Annotated in this window: 23 protein-coding genes; all 23 read right to left on the reverse strand. The window is 63.3% G+C overall.

Annotated features, from left to right (window positions below):
• Positions 1–7 precede the first annotated feature (7 nt).
• Positions 8–1,564, reverse strand: coding sequence for an NADH-quinone oxidoreductase subunit M (locus CFP68_RS01680; RefSeq protein WP_099823781.1), 1,557 nt, complete (start codon positions 1,562–1,564; stop codon positions 8–10).
• A complete protein-coding gene (gene nuoL / locus CFP68_RS01685) occupies positions 1,564–3,642 on the reverse strand; it encodes an NADH-quinone oxidoreductase subunit L (protein WP_099823783.1) in 2,079 nt (692 codons plus the stop codon). The genes CFP68_RS01680 and nuoL overlap by 1 nt, the downstream gene beginning before the upstream one ends.
• Before the next feature lie 123 nt (positions 3,643–3,765).
• A complete protein-coding gene (nuoK, locus tag CFP68_RS01690) occupies positions 3,766–4,071 on the reverse strand; it encodes an NADH-quinone oxidoreductase subunit NuoK (protein WP_099823785.1) in 306 nt (101 codons plus the stop codon).
• Positions 4,072–4,221: 150 nt separating this feature from the next.
• Positions 4,222–4,836, reverse strand: coding sequence for an NADH-quinone oxidoreductase subunit J (locus CFP68_RS01695; protein ID WP_099823787.1), 615 nt, complete (start codon positions 4,834–4,836; stop codon positions 4,222–4,224).
• 65 nt (positions 4,837–4,901) lie between these two features.
• Positions 4,902–5,396, reverse strand: coding sequence for an NADH-quinone oxidoreductase subunit NuoI (gene nuoI / locus CFP68_RS01700; protein WP_099823789.1), 495 nt, complete (start codon positions 5,394–5,396; stop codon positions 4,902–4,904).
• A gap of 4 nt (positions 5,397–5,400) precedes the next feature.
• Complete coding sequence (nuoH, locus tag CFP68_RS01705; RefSeq protein WP_099823791.1) at positions 5,401–6,441, reverse strand: NADH-quinone oxidoreductase subunit NuoH; 1,041 nt, start codon at positions 6,439–6,441, stop codon at positions 5,401–5,403.
• 24 nt (positions 6,442–6,465) lie between these two features.
• A complete protein-coding gene (locus CFP68_RS01710) occupies positions 6,466–6,849 on the reverse strand; it encodes a hypothetical protein (RefSeq protein WP_241523910.1) in 384 nt (127 codons plus the stop codon).
• A gap of 14 nt (positions 6,850–6,863) precedes the next feature.
• On the reverse strand, positions 6,864–8,882 hold the full coding sequence (gene nuoG, locus CFP68_RS01715) for an NADH-quinone oxidoreductase subunit NuoG (RefSeq protein WP_099823793.1): 2,019 nt from the start codon (positions 8,880–8,882) through the stop codon (positions 6,864–6,866).
• Between the two features lie 163 nt (positions 8,883–9,045).
• Complete coding sequence (locus CFP68_RS01720; protein WP_099823795.1) at positions 9,046–9,366, reverse strand: hypothetical protein; 321 nt, start codon at positions 9,364–9,366, stop codon at positions 9,046–9,048.
• 4 nt (positions 9,367–9,370) lie between these two features.
• Positions 9,371–9,775 (reverse strand): DUF5333 domain-containing protein, encoded by a 405-nt coding sequence (locus CFP68_RS01725; RefSeq protein ID WP_145953375.1) that lies wholly within the window; start codon positions 9,773–9,775, stop codon positions 9,371–9,373.
• 96 nt (positions 9,776–9,871) lie between these two features.
• Positions 9,872–10,222 carry a hypothetical protein gene (locus CFP68_RS01730; RefSeq protein WP_099823799.1) on the reverse strand — a complete coding sequence of 117 codons (351 nt, stop codon included), beginning with the start codon at positions 10,220–10,222 and terminating at the stop codon, positions 9,872–9,874.
• Positions 10,219–11,517 carry an NADH-quinone oxidoreductase subunit NuoF gene (nuoF, locus tag CFP68_RS01735; RefSeq protein ID WP_099823801.1) on the reverse strand — a complete coding sequence of 433 codons (1,299 nt, stop codon included), beginning with the start codon at positions 11,515–11,517 and terminating at the stop codon, positions 10,219–10,221. The genes CFP68_RS01730 and nuoF overlap by 4 nt, the downstream gene beginning before the upstream one ends.
• A gap of 69 nt (positions 11,518–11,586) precedes the next feature.
• Positions 11,587–11,811: a DUF5337 domain-containing protein gene (locus CFP68_RS01740; protein ID WP_158234112.1), complete on the reverse strand. Its 225-nt coding sequence runs from the start codon at positions 11,809–11,811 to the stop codon at positions 11,587–11,589.
• Between the two features lie 43 nt (positions 11,812–11,854).
• Entirely contained in the window at positions 11,855–13,090 is a 1,236-nt protein-coding gene (locus CFP68_RS01745; RefSeq protein WP_099823805.1) for an NADH-quinone oxidoreductase subunit E, read from the reverse strand.
• Positions 13,091–13,166: 76 nt separating this feature from the next.
• The gene (locus tag CFP68_RS01750) at positions 13,167–14,375 is read right to left on the reverse strand and encodes an NADH-quinone oxidoreductase subunit D (protein WP_099823807.1); all 1,209 of its coding nucleotides are present in this window, start codon (positions 14,373–14,375) and stop codon (positions 13,167–13,169) included.
• 3 nt (positions 14,376–14,378) lie between these two features.
• A complete protein-coding gene (locus tag CFP68_RS01755; protein WP_099823809.1) occupies positions 14,379–15,260 on the reverse strand; it encodes a sulfotransferase in 882 nt (293 codons plus the stop codon).
• A 57-nt stretch (positions 15,261–15,317) separates the two neighbouring features.
• Positions 15,318–15,926, reverse strand: a complete 609-nt coding sequence (locus CFP68_RS01760) for an NADH-quinone oxidoreductase subunit C (RefSeq protein WP_099823811.1) — start codon at positions 15,924–15,926, stop codon at positions 15,318–15,320.
• Positions 15,923–16,315, reverse strand: coding sequence for a ribonuclease E inhibitor RraB (locus tag CFP68_RS01765; protein ID WP_158234113.1), 393 nt, complete (start codon positions 16,313–16,315; stop codon positions 15,923–15,925). Before CFP68_RS01765 ends, CFP68_RS01760 begins: the two co-directional genes overlap by 4 nt.
• 5 nt (positions 16,316–16,320) lie before the next feature.
• The gene (locus tag CFP68_RS01770; protein ID WP_169961444.1) at positions 16,321–16,845 is read right to left on the reverse strand and encodes a NuoB/complex I 20 kDa subunit family protein; all 525 of its coding nucleotides are present in this window, start codon (positions 16,843–16,845) and stop codon (positions 16,321–16,323) included.
• A complete protein-coding gene (locus tag CFP68_RS01775) occupies positions 16,842–17,207 on the reverse strand; it encodes an NADH-quinone oxidoreductase subunit A (RefSeq protein ID WP_099823818.1) in 366 nt (121 codons plus the stop codon). Before CFP68_RS01775 ends, CFP68_RS01770 begins: the two co-directional genes overlap by 4 nt.
• Positions 17,208–17,301: 94 nt before the next feature.
• Positions 17,302–17,985: a glutathione S-transferase family protein gene (locus CFP68_RS01780; RefSeq protein WP_099823820.1), complete on the reverse strand. Its 684-nt coding sequence runs from the start codon at positions 17,983–17,985 to the stop codon at positions 17,302–17,304.
• Positions 17,986–18,053: 68 nt separating this feature from the next.
• Positions 18,054–19,250 carry a DegT/DnrJ/EryC1/StrS family aminotransferase gene (locus CFP68_RS18235; RefSeq protein WP_193825196.1) on the reverse strand — a complete coding sequence of 399 codons (1,197 nt, stop codon included), beginning with the start codon at positions 19,248–19,250 and terminating at the stop codon, positions 18,054–18,056.
• A 3-nt stretch (positions 19,251–19,253) separates the two neighbouring features.
• A complete protein-coding gene (locus tag CFP68_RS18240; RefSeq protein WP_193825197.1) occupies positions 19,254–19,913 on the reverse strand; it encodes an HAD-IA family hydrolase in 660 nt (219 codons plus the stop codon).
• Positions 19,914–19,948 lie beyond the last annotated feature (35 nt).

The following is a 19,948-nucleotide window of genomic DNA, read 5'->3' on the forward strand; positions in this document are numbered from 1 at the left end:
CAATGTCTCAGTGGCCGGTGGCGGATGCAGCGGCGACGCTGGTCGCATCCGCGCTGTTCACGACGGCGGTCTGATAGGACGACACCATGGCCTCGACCGAGGGGCCGATGATGTCGGTGACGAGGCTGGGATAGACCCCCAGCAGCAGGGTCATGACGACGAGTGGCGCAAAGATCGCCCGTTCGCGCCGGTTCAGGTCGGTGATCGACTTCAGCGATTCCTTGATCAGGTCACCCATGACGACCCGGCGATACAGCCACAGGCCATAGGCCGCCGACAGGATCACGCCGGTGGCGGCGACGAATGCGACCCAGGTGTTGGCCTGGAAGACCCCCATCAACGTCAGGAATTCACCGATGAACCCCGAGGTGCCGGGCAGACCCACGTTGGCCATGGTGAAGAAAAGGAAGATCAGCGCATAGGCCGGCATCCGGTTCACCAGCCCGCCATAGGCGTCGATCTCGCGCGTGTGCATCCGGTCATAGATCACGCCGACGCACAGGAACAACGCGCCCGAGATGAAGCCGTGGCTGATCATCTGGAAAATCGCGCCGTCGATCCCCTGCTGGTTGGCGGCGAAGATACCCGCCGTGACGTACCCCATGTGGGCGACCGATGAATAGGCGATCAGCTTCTTCATGTCGGACTGGGCCAGAGCCACCAGCGAGGTATAGACGATGGCGATGGCCGACAGCCACAGGATGAAGGGCGCGAACAGGTCCGAGGCCACCGGGAACATCGGCAGCGAAAACCGCAGGAACCCGTAGCCGCCCATCTTCAACAGGATCGCGGCCAGAACGACCGACCCCGCGGTCGGCGCCTGAACGTGGGCATCGGGCAACCAGGTGTGCACCGGCCACATCGGCATCTTCACCGCGAAGGACGCGAAGAACGCCAGCCACAGAAGGGTCTGCATGCCGCCGACGATATGAACGCCCAGCACGTCAAAGCCGCCGGCCGAGAAGTTGTGCTGCAGCAACTGCGCGATGTCCGTGGTGCCGGCGTCGGTGATCATGGCGACCATCGCCACCAGCATCAGGACCGATCCCAGGAAGGTGTAGAGGAAGAACTTGAACGACGCGTAAATCCGGTTGGCCCCGCCCCAGATGCCGATGATCAGGAACATCGGGATCAGCCCGGCCTCGAAGAAGAGGTAGAACAGCACCAGGTCCAGCGCACAGAACACGCCCAGCATCAGGGTTTCCAGCAGCAGGAACGCGATCATGTATTCCTTGACGCGCACCTTCACGTCCCAACAGGCCAGGATCGTGATCGGCATCAGGAACGTGGTCAACAGCACGAACAGCACCGAGATGCCGTCGACGCCCATCTTGTATTTCAGGCCCATCAGCCATTCGCGTTCTTCGACGAACTGAAAGCCGGTGTTGGACGGCTCGAACCCGAACAGCACGAACAGCGACAGCACGAACGAGGCGGTGGTCGCGATCAGTGCGAGATACTTGGCGTTCTTCTGCGCCGCGGCATCATCGCCGCGCAGGAACAGGGCAAGGATCAACGCCCCCAGCGCGGGGATGAACGTGATGATGGAAAGAAGGTTGTCCATTATTCGGCTCCTCCGCCGATCGTCATCCACGTGATCAGCACGGCAATCCCGAGGACCATCGCGAAGGCATAGTGAAACAGGTATCCCGACTGTGCGCGACCGGCCAGCCGCGTCAGGAACGGAATGATGCCCATGGCGATTCCGTTGATCGTGCCGTCGATGACATTCCCGTCACCCCGTGTCCACAGCAACCGGCCCAAGGCCTTGGTCGGACGCACGAAAACCACATCGTAGATTTCGTCGAAATACCATTTGTTCAACAGGAACCGATACAGCGCGGGCTGGTTTTCGGCCAGGTTGCGGGGCCATTCGGGCCGCAGGATGTAGAAGACGAAAGCCGTGCCCAGACCGATCAGCATGGCGATGAACGGGCTGATCCGCACCCAGACCGGCGCATGGTGCGCTTCGTCCATGACGTGGTTGTCCGGCGCGATATAGATCGCGCCTTCGCCCGGCCGCGCGGCACCTTCGGCCGCGGCGGCCGCAACGGCATCACCGTCCGCCGGAGCTTCGGCGTCCACATCGGCCGAAGCCTCGGCATGGGTGGGGATGCCGAAGAAGCGGTTGACCGAATTGTGGTCACCGAAGAACGAATTGTACCACACCATGCCCGAGAACACAGCGCCCAGGGCCAGAACCCCCAGCGGGATCAGCATGGTGATGGGCGACTCATGGGCGTGATCGTGGGTGTGCTTGTCGCCGCGCCGCGTGCCGAAGAAGGTCAGGAACATCAGCCGCCAGGAATAAAAGCTGGTGAACATTGCCGCGATGACCAGCAGCCAGAAGGCATAGTCGCCCGCCCCGCTCATCGCGCCCCAGGCGCTCTCGATGACGGCATCCTTCGACAGGAACCCGGCAAACCCGATGTGGGTCAGGGGAATGCCGACGCCGGTGATCGCCAGGGTGCCGATCATCATCGCCCAGAAAGTATAGGGCATCTTGTCTTTCAGGGCGCCATAGTTCCGCATGTCCTGTTCGTGGTGCATGCCGTGAATGACCGAACCGGCGCCAAGGAACAGCATCGCCTTGAAGAAGGCGTGGGTCAGCAGGTGGAACATCGCCACCGAATAGACGCCGACACCAGCAGCCACGAACATGTAGCCGAGCTGTGAACAGGTCGAATAGGCGATCACGCGCTTGATGTCGTTCTGCACAAGTCCGACCGTGGCGGCAAAGAAGGCCGTGGTGGCGCCGATCACAACGATGAAGGTGGTGGTGTTGGGTGCAAACTCCATCAACGGCGACATCCGGCAGACCAGGAAGACACCGGCAGTAACCATCGTCGCGGCGTGGATCAGCGCCGACACCGGGGTCGGGCCTTCCATGGCGTCGGGCAGCCAGGTGTGCAGGAACAGCTGCGCCGACTTGCCCATGGCACCGATGAACAGCAGGAAGCAGATCACCTCGACCGCGTTCCACTCGGTCCACAGGAACCGCATCTCGCTTTGGGCAAGATCGGGCGCTGCGGCGAAGATGTCGCTGAGGTTGATGGAATCGACCATCAGGAAAATCGCGACGATCCCCAGCACGAAGCCGAAATCGCCGACACGGTTCACGACAAACGCCTTGATCGCGGCAGCATTGGCCGACGGCTTGCGGAAGTAGAAGCCGATCAGCAGATAGGACGCAAGACCGACGCCTTCCCAGCCAAAGAACATCTGGACCAGGTTGTCGGCCGTCACCAGCATCAGCATCGCGAAGGTGAAGAACGACAGGTAGGCGAAGAAACGCGGACGATAGGGTTCATCGTCGGCGAAATTCGCATCGTGCGCCATGTAGCCGAAGGAATACAGGTGCACCAGGCTGGACACCGTCGTGATGACGATCAGCATGATCGCCGTCAGCCGGTCCATGCGAATGGCCCAATCGGTCGACAACGATCCGGATTCGATCCAGCGCAGGATGTGGATCTGCTCGGTCTGGCCATCAAAGGTCAGGAACACGATCCAGGACAGGAATGCCGACAGGAACAGAAGCCCGGTCGCCGTCCACTGGGCGGGCTTTTCGCCCATGAACTTCCAGCCGAACCCGCAGATCAGGGCGCCCACCAGTGGCGCGAAGAGGATGATCGTTTCCATCAGAGTTCCTTCAGTCCGTCCCGTGCGTCATGGTCCGGCGTTCGATTGGGAACGTGAACCAGATCCTGTGTTGCTTCGTCATCCGCCGGTCCGGCGGACGTTTGCGATGTCGCGGCGCGCCGCTCAGCCCTTCATGACGTTCACGTCTTCCACGTCGATCGTTCCGCGGTTGCGGAAGAAACAGACAAGGATCGCGAGGCCGATCGCGGCCTCGGCCGCGGCCACGGTCAGCACGAAAAGCGTGAAGACCTGTCCGACCAGATCGCCCAGAAAGCTGGAGAATGCCACGAAGTTGATGTTCACGGCCAACAGCATGAGTTCGACACTCATCAGGATGATGATGACGTTCTTGCGGTTCAGGAAAATCCCGAAAATGCCGATCACGAACAGCGCCGCCGCAACCGTCAGATAGTGTTCGATTCCGATCATGTTCTGCCCCTTGGCTCTCTTTCGTATCGTTGTCCGGGCCGGCCGGTTCAGCCGATGAAGTTGTATCCGCCGATCACGATGATCAGGACCACCACCAGAACGACAATTGTGTTTCTCGACATCGCTTCACTCTCCCGTGTCGGGCAACCCTTACAGGCCCTGCCCCGGTTTTACATCCTTGATTTCCATCGCCACCGCCGGATCGCGCATCATCTGCGCGACCACGTTCTGGCGCTTGATGTCGGTGCGATGGCGCAGCGTCAGCACGATGGCACCGATCATCGCCACCAGCAGGATCAGACCGGCCAGCTGGAACAACAACAGGAAGCGGTCATAGATCAGCAGACCCAGGATCGACGTGTTGTAGGGCGTGGCGTAATCGGCGGCGACGGCGGCGCGCAGCGACTCGGCCTGTTGCGACTGTTCCCACACGCCGAAGGCCATGCCAAGCTGCATCAGGATCACGACCCCGATCAGCAGCGCCAGCGGCATGTACTTCGACATCTGCCCTTTCAGCTCGGCGAAATCGACGTCCAGCATCATCACGACGAACAGGAACAGGACCGCGACGGCGCCGACATAGACGATGATCAGCAACATCGCCACGAATTCGGCCCCCAGCAGGACGAACAGGCCGGCCGACGACAGGAACGCCAGGATCAGCCACAGAACCGAATGCACCGGGTTGCGTGCCACGACCACGAACAGGCCGGCCACGACCACCGTGATGGCGAAAAGGTAGAATGCGAAATCCGCGGCGCCCATCTGTTCTCGTCCCTTGTCTTTTCCGGTCTTACGTCTGTGACGGCCCCCATGGGCCCGCCCCCGTCTTATCTGTAAGGCGCGTCGATTTCGAGGTTGCGCGCGATTTCGACTTCCCAGCGGTCGCCGTTCTCAAGAAGCTTGGCCTTGTCGTAGAACAGTTCTTCGCGGGTTTCGGTCGAGAACTCGAAATTCGGGCCTTCGACGATCGCATCCACGGGGCAAGCCTCCTGACAGAAGCCGCAATAGATGCATTTCGTCATGTCGATGTCATAGCGCGTCGTGCGGCGCGAGCCGTCGCTGCGCGGTTCGGCGTCGATGGTAATGGCCTGGGCGGGGCAGATCGCCTCGCACAGCTTGCAGGCGATGCACCGCTCTTCACCATTGGGATAGCGGCGCAGCGCGTGTTCGCCCCGAAAGCGCGGCGACAGAGGCCCCTTTTCGTGGGGATAGTTCAGCGTCGCCTTCGGCGAGAAGAAGTATTTGAACCCCAGCCCGAACCCTTTGAAGATGTCGAACAACAGGAAGTATTTCCCGGCGCGGACGTAATCGATATTTGCCATCGGATCAGCCTCCTATGGTCCAGCGGGCATAGGCACCGCCAAAAAGTTCGAAGTGGGCAAGGAACGACACCAACACCACCCAGAAGAGCGAGAACGGCAGGAACACCTTCCACCCGAGGCGCATCAACTGGTCGTAGCGGTAGCGCGGAACGATCGCCTTCACCATGGAGAACATGATGAACACCATGATCATCTTGGCCACCATCCACAGCACCCCATCGGGCAGGAACGGCACCGGCGACAACCAGCCACCGAGGAACAACAGCGACACCAGCGCGCACATCATCACGACGGCCAGCAGTTCACCGATCATGAACAGCAGGAAGGGCGTGCTGGAATACTCCACCTGGTACCCGGCCACCAGTTCGGATTCCGCTTCCGGAAGGTCGAACGGCGGGCGGTTGGTTTCCGCCAGGGCAGAGATGAAGAACAGGAAGACCATCGGCAGGTGCGGCAGCCAATACCAGCTGAACAATCCCCAACCGCCATCCTGGGCGTGGACGATATCGACCAGGCTGAGCGAGCCTGTGGAAATGATCACGCCGATGATGATCAGGCCAAGGCTGACCTCATAGGAGATCATCTGGGCCGCCGACCGCAGCGAGCCGAGGAACGGGTATTTCGAGTTGCTGGCCCAGCCGCCCATGATCACGCCGTACACCTCGAGCGACGAGACGGCGAAGATATACAGGATGGCGACGTTGATGTCGGCCAGGATCCAGCCTTCGTTGAACGGAATCACCGCCCAGGCGATGACCGGCAGCACGAAGGCCAGCATCGGCGCGATGAAGAACACGGCGCGGTCGGCCCCGGCCGGCACGACGATTTCCTTGACGATGTATTTCAGGAAGTCGGCGAAGGATTGCAGCAGGCCGAAAACGCCGACCACGTTGGGGCCACGGCGCATCTGCACGGCGGCCCAGATCTTGCGGTCGGCATACATCAGGAACGCAAGCGCCACCAACAGTGGAACAAGGATCAACAGGCACTGCGCCAGCACCAGAAGCACGATGCCAAGGCTTGTTTCAGTGAAAAACTCGATCATGTCTCGCCCTTCGGTCCCATCGTCTCAAACAGTCGGGATGCCGCGTTCACGACACCGGGCCACAACGACCTCGGCATCGATGGTTTTCAACCCGCCGGGTAGCGCTGGCGAGATCGTGTAAACAGCATCGCCGCGCCAAACGCCACCCTCTTCATTCACATTCGTGCGCACATGTCGCGCAAATCCATAGCCGCGAATCAGCGCATACTGCGCCGCGGCACATTCCGCATACCGCGTCACATCCTGTGTCGTCAGCGCACCGCGCGCCTCGACCAGAAAATTCACCAGATCCCCGTCAAGCAGGCGTGTCTGCACGCTTCGGTATTCCGGAACGAGGCCCAGTTGATCGACCGTGGGATTTGCCCCCTGGCAGCCGACAAGCGCCAGGGCAGCACATGCTGGAAACATCTTTCGAATCGCCTTCACTCCGCGGCCAGCGGAGCCTCGCGCCGGGCCTTCGCGTTCGCGCTCAGCTCGGCCATCAGCTGGCTGGCCCGCGCGATCGGGTTGGTCAGGTAATGATCCCGCACGGCCACGCCGAAATCGGGGCCATCCGCGGTTTCCAGCGCCGGCGCATTCCAGTCGTTCTCGGGGATGTCATCGACCACGCCGAGGTGCGGCACCGCCTTCACCAGGGCGCGGCGCAAGGCCGCAAGGGAATCATAGGGCAGCGTCGCGCCCAGTTCGGCTGACAGCGCCCTCAGGATCGCCCAGTTCTCCTTGGCCTCGCCCGGCGCGAATCCGGTGCGCAGGGCCAGTTGCGGCCGCCCTTCCGTATTGACGAACAATCCCTGTTCCTCGGTCCAGGCGGCGCCGGGAAGGATGATGTCGGCACGGTGCGCGCCCCGATCGCCGTGGCTGCCCTGATAGATGACGAACGGCCCGTCGGGCACGTCGCCTTCGTCGGCGCCCAGGTTGTAGACGACACCGGCACCATCCAGCGCGGCGCTCAGACCGCCTTCGGTCACCGCGCCCACGTCCATCGCGCCGACACGCGACGCGGCGGTGTGAAGGATCAGCAAGCGCGAATCGCTGCGCTCGGCCAGGGCCATCGCCATGGACAGAACCTTTGCGCCATCCTCGCGACACAGGGCGGCCTGACCGACGATCACGATCGACGGCTCGTCCTTCACCTTGTCGAAATCCTGGTCCAGCAGTTCGGTCAGGGCACCCGGACCAGTGCCGGCATGGGTATAATCATAGGTCAGATCGACCGCTTCGCCGACCAGGCCGACGGTCGCACCGCGCAGCCATGCCTTGCGGATACGGGCGTTCAGCACCGGCGCCTCGGCGCGCGGGTTGGTGCCGATCAGGTGGATGTGGCGGGCCGAATCGATATCTTCGATCGTGGCGGTTCCGGCATAGCCGGCGCGGTTTCCGGCCGGCAGCTTGGCGCCATCCGTGCGACATTCGACGCGGCCCCCCTGCCCTTCGACCAGTTCCTTCAGCGCGAACACCGCTTCCACCGGCGCCAGGTCGCCGATCAGGCCCGCAACCGTCTTGCCCTTCATCGCCTCGGCCGCAGCCGACAACGCCTCGGGCCAGGTGGCCGGGGTCAGCTTGCCGTTCTTGCGGATATAGGGGCGATCCAGCCGCTGGCGGCGCAGCCCGTCCCAGACAAAGCGCGACTTGTCCGACAGCCATTCCTCGTTGATGCCATCGTGGTTACGCGGCAGGATCCGCATCACCTCGCGCCCCTTGCAATCGACCCGGATGTTCGAGCCGAGGGCGTCCATCACGTCGATCGTTTCGGTCTTGGTCAACTCCCACGGGCGGGCGGTGAACGCATAGGGTTTGCTGGTCAGCGCGCCCACCGGGCACAGGTCGATGATGTTGCCCTGCAGTTCCGATTCGAGGGTCTGGTCCAGATAGGCGGTGATTTCCGCATCCTCGCCGCGCCCGGTCTGGCCCAGCTCCGGCATACCCGCGACCTCGGTGATGAAGCGCACGCAGCGGGTGCAGGAAATGCAGCGCGTCATGTGGGTGCCGACCAGCGGGCCCAGATCCATGTTGGCATTGGCGCGCTTGGGTTCGCGATAGCGCGAGAAATCGACACCATAGGCCATGGCCTGGTCCTGAAGATCGCACTCGCCGCCCTGATCGCAAATCGGGCAATCCAGCGGGTGGTTGATCAGCAGAAACTCCATCACGCCCTCGCGGGCCTTCTTCACCATGGGCGAATTGGTCCGCACGACGGGGGGCTCTCCGTCCTTGCCGGGGCGCAGATCGCGCACCTGCATGGCGCAGGACGCCGCCGGCTTGGGCGGCCCGCCGACGATTTCGACCAGGCACATGCGGCAGTTGCCGGCGATCGACAAACGCTCGTGATAGCAGAATCGCGGGATCTCGATCCCGGCCTCTTCGCAGGCCTGGATCAGGGTCATCGCCGGATCGACTTCGATCTCGGCGCCATCGATGACAATCTTCCGCAAGTCGGCCATGGCCTAAGTCCTTTCGCGCGCCGGACGACCGCGGGCCGTCCGCTGTTTGGTTCGATCAACACGACGGTTCGCGCCGGGCATCGTTTGTCCTGTCTTGCGTCACTTCCCGCCCGACTGCAACGGTGAAGGCGGGCGATGCGTCAGCGCGCCTCGCCCGCAACGCTCAGCGACAGATGAAATCCATGGCCCAGGACGAAATGTCCTGAACCGCGTGGCGTTCGACATTGGTCAGCCGCAGATCATGGCGGCCGAGGCGCGCGCAATGCGCCTTGCCAGCCGCAACCGCCGTGACAAGCGCGGGCGGCTTGGGCACCAGATTGGGCGAGACCAGAACGCGGAAATCGCCCGGCTGATCGGATTGCAGGATGCGGGCGTGCCGCTGGAACAGATCCTGGGGCGACGGATGATAGGTATGGCGTGTTTCGGCCGCTGCAAAAGCAGGCGCGGCCAGGGACAGAATCACCGCCAACGTCATGATTTTCATGTCTTCACTCCGTGATGAGACGGCCAGCCGTCGAATCCTTGGCGATTTCTTCCCGCCCGGCAATACAATATCCCTCGGGATTGCCCGGCGTCGCGCCCCGTTTGGCAAGGTCGGCACGAATTTCGGCACGCAACCGCTCCTTGGCGGCCTTGTTCTTCGTCAAGGATTCGATCTCGGCATCCGAATATCCGGCGTTTCGCGCGTAATTTTCCAAGGACTTTAGATAGTTATACGCCCGGACCCAGCGTGGCGAGATGCTGGGACAATTCTTGCGAATCTCGTCGGCCAGACCAATGGCATAGAAGCCGGCGACGATACCCCTGTTCTGCTCGAGGGGAACCAGCGCCTGAGCACTGCCGGCCGACGCCAGGAAGATCGCGACGGTCGCGGTTCTGATCAAGGAAGTCATTTCGCGCCTTTCCATCTGCTTTCGGGGATCAGCATAATCTGCCCCGCTCGCATTCTCCAACGCCCGTGACCGCACCCGGTTCAATCGCGGCGACGCTCAGCGCCCCGCGCAGCGGCCGGCGTAAACCATGTCACCGCCTTCCAGCGGCATCCCCGCCCAATCGCCGGAGGCATCGAGCTGCCAGTCGATCTCGGTATCGCCGAAGCTTTGCAGACAATGTGCTGTCGCCGGAAAGCGCACACTTTCGCGCGTGACATCCAATCCCGCACCCCCGGCCTGAACCTGAACGGTAAAGGCGCGAATGTCGTCGTCGCTCTCGCTCAGCTTGGCCTCGAAGGGCAGGACGTCGGCGGGCTGCGCCGGACCGAAGCCGAGCGATTGGCGCACACCGCACCCCGTCGCCGCCAGGGCAAGCCCCAGCAACAGCAGATTGCCAAGCCGTGTCATTCCGCCGCCACCGCGCTGACCCGGCCCGACCGCTTGTGCTTGATGCGATCCTCGATCTCGTCACGGAAATGGCGGATCAAGCCCTGGATCGGCCATGCCGCAGCATCGCCCAAGGCACAGATCGTGTGCCCCTCGACCTGTTTCGTCACGTCCAGCAACATGTCGATCTCTTCCGGTTGAGCGTCGCCGCGCACCAGACGGTCCATGACACGCATCATCCATCCGGTGCCTTCGCGGCAGGGCGTGCACTGGCCGCAGCTTTCGTGCTTGTAGAACGCGGACAACCGCCAGATCGCCTTGATCACGTCGGTGCTCTGGTCCATCACGATCACGGCGGCGGTGCCAAGGCCGGATTTCTGGTCGCGCAGCCAGTCGAAGTCCATGATCGCTTCTTCGCGCATGATCTTGCCCGGCAACAGCGGCACCGACGAGCCGCCGGGAATCACCGCCTTGAGGTTGTCCCACCCGCCCCGGATGCCGCCACAGTGCTTGTCGATCAACTCCTCGAAGGAAATCGACATCGCCTCCTCGACGACGCAGGGATTGTTCACGTGCCCCGAGATGGCGAAAAGCTTGGTGCCCGCGTTGTTGGGTCGCCCGAAGCTGGAAAACCACTCGGGTCCGCGGCGCAGGATCGTCGGCACGACTGCAATCGATTCGACGTTGTTCACCGTTGTCGGACAGCCATAGAGGCCGGCACCCGCCGGGAACGGCGGCTTCATGCGCGGCATCCCCTTCTTGCCCTCGAGCGATTCGAGAAGCGCGGTTTCCTCGCCGCAGATATAGGCGCCGGCACCATGCACGAGATACAGGTCGAAATCCCAACCCGAACCACAGGCGTCGCGCCCGATGTAACCGGCGTCATAGGCTTCGTCGATGGCGGTCTGAAGCGCCTCGCGCTCGCGGATGTATTCGCCGCGGATATAGATGTAACAGGCATGGGCCTGCATCGCGAACGACGCGATCAGGCATCCTTCGATCAGGGTGTGCGGATCATGGCGCATGATCTCGCGGTCCTTGCAGGTGCCCGGCTCGGATTCGTCGGCATTGACGACAAGGTAGGACGGGCGGCCGTCGGATTCCTTGGGCATGAACGACCATTTCAGACCGGTGGGAAAGCCCGCACCGCCCCGGCCACGCAAGCCGCTGGCCTTCATCTGGTCGACGATCCAGTCGCGGCCCTTGCCGATGATGCCGGCGGTTCCATCCCAATGACCCCGAGCTTCGGCGCCCTTCAGCGTGCGCTCGTGCATGCCATAGAGATTGGTGAAGATGCGGTCTTCGTCTTTCAGCATGTCGCCTACCTTCTTCCGTCCGGCGCGCGGGCCGGTCCTTGCATGTCGTCCGGCACCCTGCCGGAAAGGTCATCTGTCGCGCCGGGCACGCCAGACCCTGTAAGTCACCACCATCGCCCAGACCATAGCGGCAAGCGTGGCAAAGTCGAACAGGAACAGCCATCGCACCGGCAGTATCCCCTGCTGTCCCGCCGCCTGCGCCCCCAGCCAGATCAGCATCGCGGCGGCAATGGTCAGACCCGCGGTCCGCTGCTGGCGCGCCAGTGACAGGTCGGGATCCGGTTTCGGCTTCATGTCCATCCCCGTCGTGTCCGCCGCCAAGCGGCCTCACAAGCGCTCAGTACTTGGCGCGCCTGGAAAAATCGGTCTCTTCGCCCTTCGCCAGGCGCGCGGCCTGCGACACCCAATCATCGCGAATCACCCGGCCCTTGAACCCGTCGAGATTGCGGTCGACCCAGGCGATCTCGGCCGCCGACCACTGGGCGATCTGGTCGAAATGCCAGACCCCGAGATCGTGCAGCAGCTCTTCGAGCTTCGGCCCCACGCCCTTGATCAACTTCAGATCATCCCCGGTCCCGTCACGGGCCGCATCAAGCGCCTGGGGCTGGCGGGTGTCTTCGTCGGCAATGCCTTCGGCCGCGAGGGTTGCGGCGGATCTTGGCGCCGGCGCGTCCTCCTTCGTCGCGTCCGTTTCACCTTCCGGCGCGACGTCGTCCTGTTCGGGGTGGCCGCGCTTCTTGGCCTGGGCTTCCTGCTTGGTCACGCCGGTGTCATCGACGCTGGCGTTGGCCGAAGGTTCGGGGCCTTTCGGGGTGTCGCTTTCCTTGCGGATGCTTTCGGCTTCGGCGGGCGTCGGTGTGTCGGCGGCGTCGCGCCACGGCGTGATCAGCGGCACTTCGGTGCCATCGATCCGCTTGATGGTGTCGCCGATATCGGTCGCGATGCCGACACTGGCGTTGTATTTCGCGCGACCGTCATGGTGGTCTTTCAGGCTGGTCAGTCCCGCCAGCGGCTCGGACGCATAACGGCCGTTCTGCGGTCCGGGCAACGGAACCTTGCCGGCGGCCAATTCATCCAGGATCCGCCCGAGGCTCTCGGCCGTCAGGTCTTCGTAATAATCCTTGCCGATCTGCGCCATGGGGGCGTTCGCACAGGCGCCGAGGCATTCGACCTCTTCCCACGAGAACTTCCCGTCAGCCGACAACGCAAAGGGCGATTGCGCGATCTTTGCCTTGCAGACCGCGACCAGATCTTCGGCGCCGCAGATCATGCAGGACGTCGTGCCGCAGATCTGGATGTGGGCGACGCTGCCGACCGGCTGCAGCTTGAACATGAAATAGAACGTCGCCACCTCGAGCACCCGGATATAGGCCAGGTCCAGCATCCGGCCGATTTCCTCGATGGCGGGACGCGTCAGCCAGCCTTCCTGTTCGTGGGCCCGCCACAGAAGGGCGATCACCGCGCTGGCCTGGCGGCCCTCGGGATATTTCGAGATCTGGCCCTTCGCCCACGCCAGGTTGGCATCCGTGAAGGCGAAGGAAGAAGGTTGGTCTGGGTGCAGTCGGCGGAGCATGACATCGTCTTTCTGTGCGCTTGGGGGGCGTTGACGCCTCCGGCGGGAGTATTTGTCTCGGTAAGAAGCCGGGAGATCAGCGGTCGATTTCGCCGAACACCACGTCCATGGTGCCGATGATCGCGGCGACATCAGCCAGCTGGTGACCCGAGGCGACGTGATCCATGGCCTGAAGGTGCAGATATCCCGGCGCGCGGATCTTGGCACGGTAAGGCCGGTTGGTGCCGTCGGCCACGAGATAGACGCCGAATTCACCCTTGGGCGCCTCGACCGCGGCATAGATTTCGCCTTCTGGCACGTGGAACCCTTCGGTGTAGAGCTTGAAGTGGTGAATCAGCGCCTCCATCGAGGTCTTCATGTCACCGCGGCTGGGGGGCGCGATCTTGCCGCGCGCCATGACCGGCCCGGGCTCGTTGCGCAGTTTCTCGCAGGCCTGCTTGATGATCTTGGCCGACTCGCGCATCTCCTGCATCCGTACCAGGTAACGGTCGAAACAATCGCCGTTCTTGCCCACGGGAATGCCGAATTCGAATTCGTCATAGCATTCATAGGGTTGCGCGCGCCGCAAGTCCCACGCCATGCCGGATCCGCGCACCATGACGCCGGAAAAGCCCCAATCCAGCGCCTCTTCCTCGGTGACCACCCCGATGTCGGCGTTGCGCTGCTTGAAGATGCGGTTTTCGGTCAGCAGCCCGTCGATGTCGTCGAGCACGGCGCCGAAGCTGTCGGCCCAGGTGTCGATGTCCTCGATCAATTGCGGCGGCAGATCCTGGTGGACGCCGCCCGGCCGGAAATAGGCCGCGTGCAGGCGCGCGCCGCAGGCCCGCTCGTAGAAGATCATCAGCTTCTCGCGTTCCTCGAACCCCCAGAGCGGCGGCGTCAGCGCGCCGACGTCCATTGCCTGGGTCGTGACGTTCAGAAGATGCGACAGGATGCGGCCGATTTCGGAATAGAGGACGCGAATCAACTGGCCACGGCGTGGCACCTCGGTGCCGGTCAGCCGTTCGATGGCCAGGCACCAGGCGTGTTCCTGGTTCATCGGCGCCACGTAATCCAACCGGTCGAAATACGGCAGGTTCTGCAGATAGGTCCGCGATTCCATCAGCTTTTCGGTGCCACGGTGCAGCAAGCCGATGTGCGGATCACAGCGTTCCACGATTTCGCCGTTCAGTTCCAACACCAGGCGCAGCACGCCGTGGGCCGCCGGATGCTGGGGGCCGAAGTTGATGTTGAAATTGCGGATCTTCTGTTCGCCGGTCAGGGCGTCGTCGAATTGTCCGTCCATGTCTCAGACCCTCGCCATATTCGCCAGCCACTCCTGGGGCAGGTTGCGGCCCATGGTGCGGGCCACGAATTCATATTGTGGCGCCAGCCACGTCGTTGCCTTTTCGCGCAGGCCCGCCGCCATGTCCAGCGCCGTGCCCTCGTGAACGCGCCTTTCGGTATCGCCGGCCATCGGATCGATGCCGAGGAAGGCGCACAACCGTGCCATTCCGTCACCGCCGAAGATCTCTTCATAGAACAGGCACAGCAATTTGTCCTGCGGCACGGCAGCGCGCAACTTGGTCAGTGCGGCGCGATAATCGCCGCGCACTTCGATCTCGTGCTCTTCGCCGCGCAACGTCCGCTTCAGGATATTCCTTGCGCGCCGCGGGTCAACCGTGCCGTCATCGCCGCGCCGTGCGGCCATCATGCGCACGTGCGACCAGAGCCGTGCAACCGGATCGCGCATCAGATAGACGAACCGCACGTCGGGCGTCAGGCCGGCCATCGTGCGCAACCGCTCTTGCGACAAGAGGGCATAGGCCGGCGTCACATCCCCCACGACCGCGCAGCCATCGCCACCCCGGTGAAGATAGTCGAGGTAGGCCCCGGTATCCTCGCGGCCCAGCCGCAGGACCGACAGCCATTCGTCGCGGTCGGCGATCCGTTGGGCCAACCCGCCCGCCTTGGCGATCGGCGCGGTCTGCAGACGATCGGCCAGTTCATCGCGGCGGGCAGTGATCTGGCGGATCTCGGCGTCGATGCGATCGTTGTCGAGCGCATCGAAATAGTGCAATTCCTTGATCGACCTGAGGTGACAGGCTGGGTGGTCGGCCAGGGTTTCATGCAACCATGACGTGCCCGACTTGGTGGCGCCAACCGCAAGGCACAGGACGGGGGCGGCCATCCGCTCAGGCGTCCCGGCGGAAGGCCGCCGTCGGCGCGACAAAGGCCGCGGGGCGCATCACGCCCCCTCTTTCGCCTTGTCGTCGCCGGGCAGCACGTATTCGGCCCCTTCCCACGGCGACATGAAATCGAACTGGCGATATTCCTGCACCAGCGACACGGGTTCGTAAACCACGCGCTTTTCGGCCTCGTCATAGCGCACTTCGGTATAGCCGGTCGTCGGAAAATCCTTACGGAGCGGATGGCCGCGGAAGCCGTAATCGGTGAGGATCCGCCGAAGATCGGGATGGCCGCTGAACAGCACGCCGAACATGTCGAACACCTCGCGCTCGAACCAGTTGGCCGAGGGGTGGACGCTGATGATCGAGGGGATCATGTCGTCTTCGCGGCAGGCCACCTTCAGGCGAATGCGTTGATTCTGATACATCGACAGGAAGTGATACACGATGTCGAAGCGGGCATCGCGGGCCGGGTAATCGACCGCCGTGATGTCGATCAGCGTCGAAAACCGGCAGGTCCGATCGGTCTTGAGGAAATCCACGAACGACACGAGCGAGGACTGCGCCACCTCCATCGTCAGATCGCCATGGGCGACGGAATAGGAGATCACGCAATCGGTGCGCCGCGATTCGATATGCGCGCCGAGTTCTTTCAGGGCATCGCTCATTGCAGTCGATCCATCTGTTTGGTGCTGGGGTCGGCAAATTCCCACGAAACTTCGTCACCGCCGAATTTCTGCGATTCCTGCCGGATCGCCCGTTCGACCTGCGAGATCGCGGCGGCGTCCGGCACCATGACAAGCGAGAAGCAAAGCGACCAATAGCTTTCCTCATCGTCGGTGCAGATCGCGAAATCGGCCTGTTCGGCGCCGTGCGGCAGGGGGTCGTGTTCAAAGCGCGCTTTCAGCGCCTCGATGCAGACCTCGACCATGTCCTCGTCGGGCATGTCGCAGTTGAACGTGAAATCGACCGGGCGCGACAGATCGGCGCCCTGATCGCGGAACTGGTCCAGCAGGGCCGCGTTCTCGGCGACGAGGGCCAGAAAATCATCCCTCACCGTGATCACCGCGTGATGGTCCCGGTGCGGCGGATCTTGCGCTGCAACTGAAGGATGCCATACAGCAGCGCCTCGGCGGTCGGGGGACATCCCGGCACGTAGATGTCGACCGGAACGATGCGGTCGCACCCGCGCACGACGGAATAGCTGTAGTGGTAATAGCCACCGCCGTTGGCGCAGGAACCCATCGAGATCACGTACCGCGGTTCGGGCATCTGGTCATAGACCTTGCGCAGGGCCGGCGCCATCTTGTTGGTCAGCGTGCCGGCCACGATCATCACGTCCGACTGGCGCGGCGACGCCCGCGGCGCGACGCCAAAGCGTTCGGCGTCATAGCGGGGCATCGAGGTGTGCATCATCTCGACCGCGCAGCAGGCCAGACCGAAAGTCATCCAGTGCAGCGAACCGGTGCGCGCCCAGTTCACGATATCCTCGGCCGAGGTCAGCAGGAACCCCTTGTCCGACAGATCGCGATTGAGATCCTGGACCGTAACCTCGCGGTCGATCCCGGCGGTGTTGGTTCCGGTCATTGCCATTCCAGGGCCCCTTTCTTCCACTCGTATGCAAAACCGACCGTCAGCACGAACAGGAACACCATCATCGACCAGAATCCGACATCGGTGACGTTCTGAAGGGACACGGCCCAGGGGAACAGGAACGCGATTTCGAGGTCGAAGATGATGAACAGGATCGACACCAGGTAGAACCGAACGTCAAACTTCATCCGGGCGTCATCGAAGGCGTTGAACCCGCATTCATAGGCCGACACCTTTTCGGGGTCGGGATTGCGGACCGCCACGACGACAGCGGCGAGAATCAGGATCAGGCCGATGGCGATGGCGAGCCCCAGAAAGATCAGGATTGGAAGATATTCTCGCAACATGCCATCCATGGCTCGGCTCTCCTGTGGCCACCGTCGGGGTGGCGGAACGTTTGCTTTGAAACTGTTTACGGGCGGCCCCGGTCAGGGTCAACCGCGCGCCCGCTCAGGCATCCTCGGTTTGTTTCGTCAGCACCGGATAGAACTCACGCTCATACAACAGTTCGGCCCCCTCGGGCGGCAGGGCGGCACGGAATGCGGGGCGTTCGGTGATCCGCTGATACCATTCGGCCAGGGCCGGGAATCCGTCCAGCGCGGTAAAATGCCGCGCCATGTAAACCGCCTGGCCACAGCAGATATCCGCCGCCGAGAACCCGCTGGTCAACAGGTAGTCGCGGTTTTCGACCGGGGTCGACAGCCGCCCCTCGATTGCGGCGTAACACTTGGCGATGCGCGCCGCCTCGATCTTGGTGATCACGGGCGAACGCATGTCGTCGTCGAACAGCATGATATGCTGTTGCGTCAGCGCCGCCGCATGTTGCGAGATCGTCTCGGCGAAATGCAGCCAGACAAGGTAATCGGGCCGGTCGATTTCACCGGGCACCCGGCCCAGGCCCGCCTCGGGGAAGCGTTCACACAGCCATTCGACAATCGCGCCGCTTTCCCACAGGATCTCGCCGTCGATTTCCAATGCGGGCACGCGGCCCGCCGGGCTTCGGGTCAGGAATTCATCGGACCGCAGCGACCGGTCGAACGGATGCACCCGCAATGAAAAATCCACGCCCAATTCGTTCAGCAACCACAGAACCCGCATCGAACGTGTCTGGTGGCAATGGTGCAGCGTAATCATCAATCGACCTGTCATTTGTTACCGGGTCTACATATTGCGTCCACCGGATTTTGCAAATGCGCCCCTGCTCAGCCGCCCTGCCACACCGCCGCGATCTCGTGGCGCAGGATGCGCGCGATCAACTCGCAGTCGGCCAGACTGAACGTCAGCGGCAGGCGCATGTCCAGCAGGCCGCCCAACACCGCATCGGTGGCCGGCATAGGCGCGGTGGGCGCATAGGCCCAATCGGAATAGCGCGAGGTATAGCCGACAGGGGCGGCCGCCCCGAACCATTTCAGATCGACGCCACGCGCGGCACAGCGGCGCAAGGTCTGCTCAATCCGGTCGGGCGCCCACCCGTCCAGCCGCATCTGGAAGCTTGAGCCGACGAACCCCTCTCGTGCGTCGCGCCTGATCAGTGTCAGGCCGGGGGTGTGCGCCAACCCCTGTTCGATCCGCCGGTACCGGGCGGTCCACGCCGCGCGCCGTTCGCCCAGCAACGGCAGTTGCGCACGCAGGATCGCGGCCCGCAGGTTGTCCATCCGCCCCGAGATGTTGGGTGTCATGTCGCGCAGGTCGGCATAGGTTTCGGGCGGCGGCGCCGCCCGGTGGCGGGCATAGAGCATATAGCTCCCCGACAGCAGGACCGCGCGCGCCATGGCTTCGGCATCGTCCGACACCAATAAACCGCCCTCGCCGCTGTTGATGTGCTTGTAGGTCTGCGTGGAGTAGCACCCGATCACGCCATGGCGCCCGGACGGCGTGCCGTTCCAATCGGCGCCCATGGTGTGCGCGCAATCCTCGACCACCCGCACGCCGGCCCGGTCGCAGATCGCCATCAGCGCATCCATGTCGCAGATATGACCCCGCATGTGGCTGAGCAGCAGGACACGCGCGCCCGAGCGTTCGATCCTGTCGGCCAGATCGCCCAGGTCGATGGTCAGATCGGGGGTAACGCCAACAAACACCGGCACGGCCCCGACCGAAACGATCGCGCCGGGCACCGGCGCCAGGGTAAAGGCGTTCGACAGCACCCGGTCGCCCTGCCCCACGCCAAGCGCGCGCAGGGCCGTCGCCATGGCGTATCCACCCGATGCGACGGCAAGGCAGTAGCGCGCGCCGGTCAGGTTCGCGAACTCCTGTTCCAGCAGCGCCGTTTCGTCCGCTTCGCCGTCCGCCACGTTATAGCGGTGCAGCCGGCCATGGCGCATGACCGCCACGGCGGCCGCGATTCCGGCCTCGGGAACCGGCTCCTGCTGGGTGAAACTGCCGGTGAAGACCTCCATGGTTCAGCCGATCAGTTCGGCCACCACCGGCCCCAGGTTGTCATAGTGGTCCAGGTATCCGTCAGGCTCCAGCGCACGCACATCGTCGCCGCCGGGGCCGAAGGTGACCATGACCGACGGCACGCCCGCATTGCGCGCGGTGTCGCGGTCGGTCACCGTATCGCCGATCAGCAGGCTGTTTTCCACCCGCCCCCCGGCCCGTTCCACCGCCAGGCGGTATGGCGCCGGATCGGGCTTGCGCACCGGCAACGTGTCGGCCCCGATCAGCGATCCGAACCAGTCGCGTGCGCCCATCCGCGTCATCAGCGTCACGGCCAGACCTTCGGGCTTGTTGGTGCAGATGCCGACACGGTATCCCGCATCGCTGAGGGCGCGAACGGCCTTTTCGACGCCGGGATAGAACACCGTATGGCGGTTGATGTCGCGCCCGTAATGCTCCAGAAGCAAGGGATATTGCGCATCGATCCCCGCCGGATCCAGCCCCAGCCGCCCGAAGCCCAGCGTCAGCATCGACCGCCCGCCCTTCAGCGCAGCGCCCTTGTCGGTCTCCACGCTCAGGATATCACCATGGCCGAGGTCGCGGAAACAGGCGTTCGCCGCCGCGATCAGGTCGGCGCCGGTGTCGGCCAGCGTTCCGTCCAGATCGAAAATAACAGTGCGCATCGTCACCTCCCGGCGTGCCGTTGAAATCCGGCGTA

Origin of the sequence: Oceaniglobus indicus (assembly GCF_002751875.1) — a bacterium.
Classification (GTDB): domain Bacteria; phylum Pseudomonadota; class Alphaproteobacteria; order Rhodobacterales; family Rhodobacteraceae; genus Oceaniglobus; species Oceaniglobus indicus.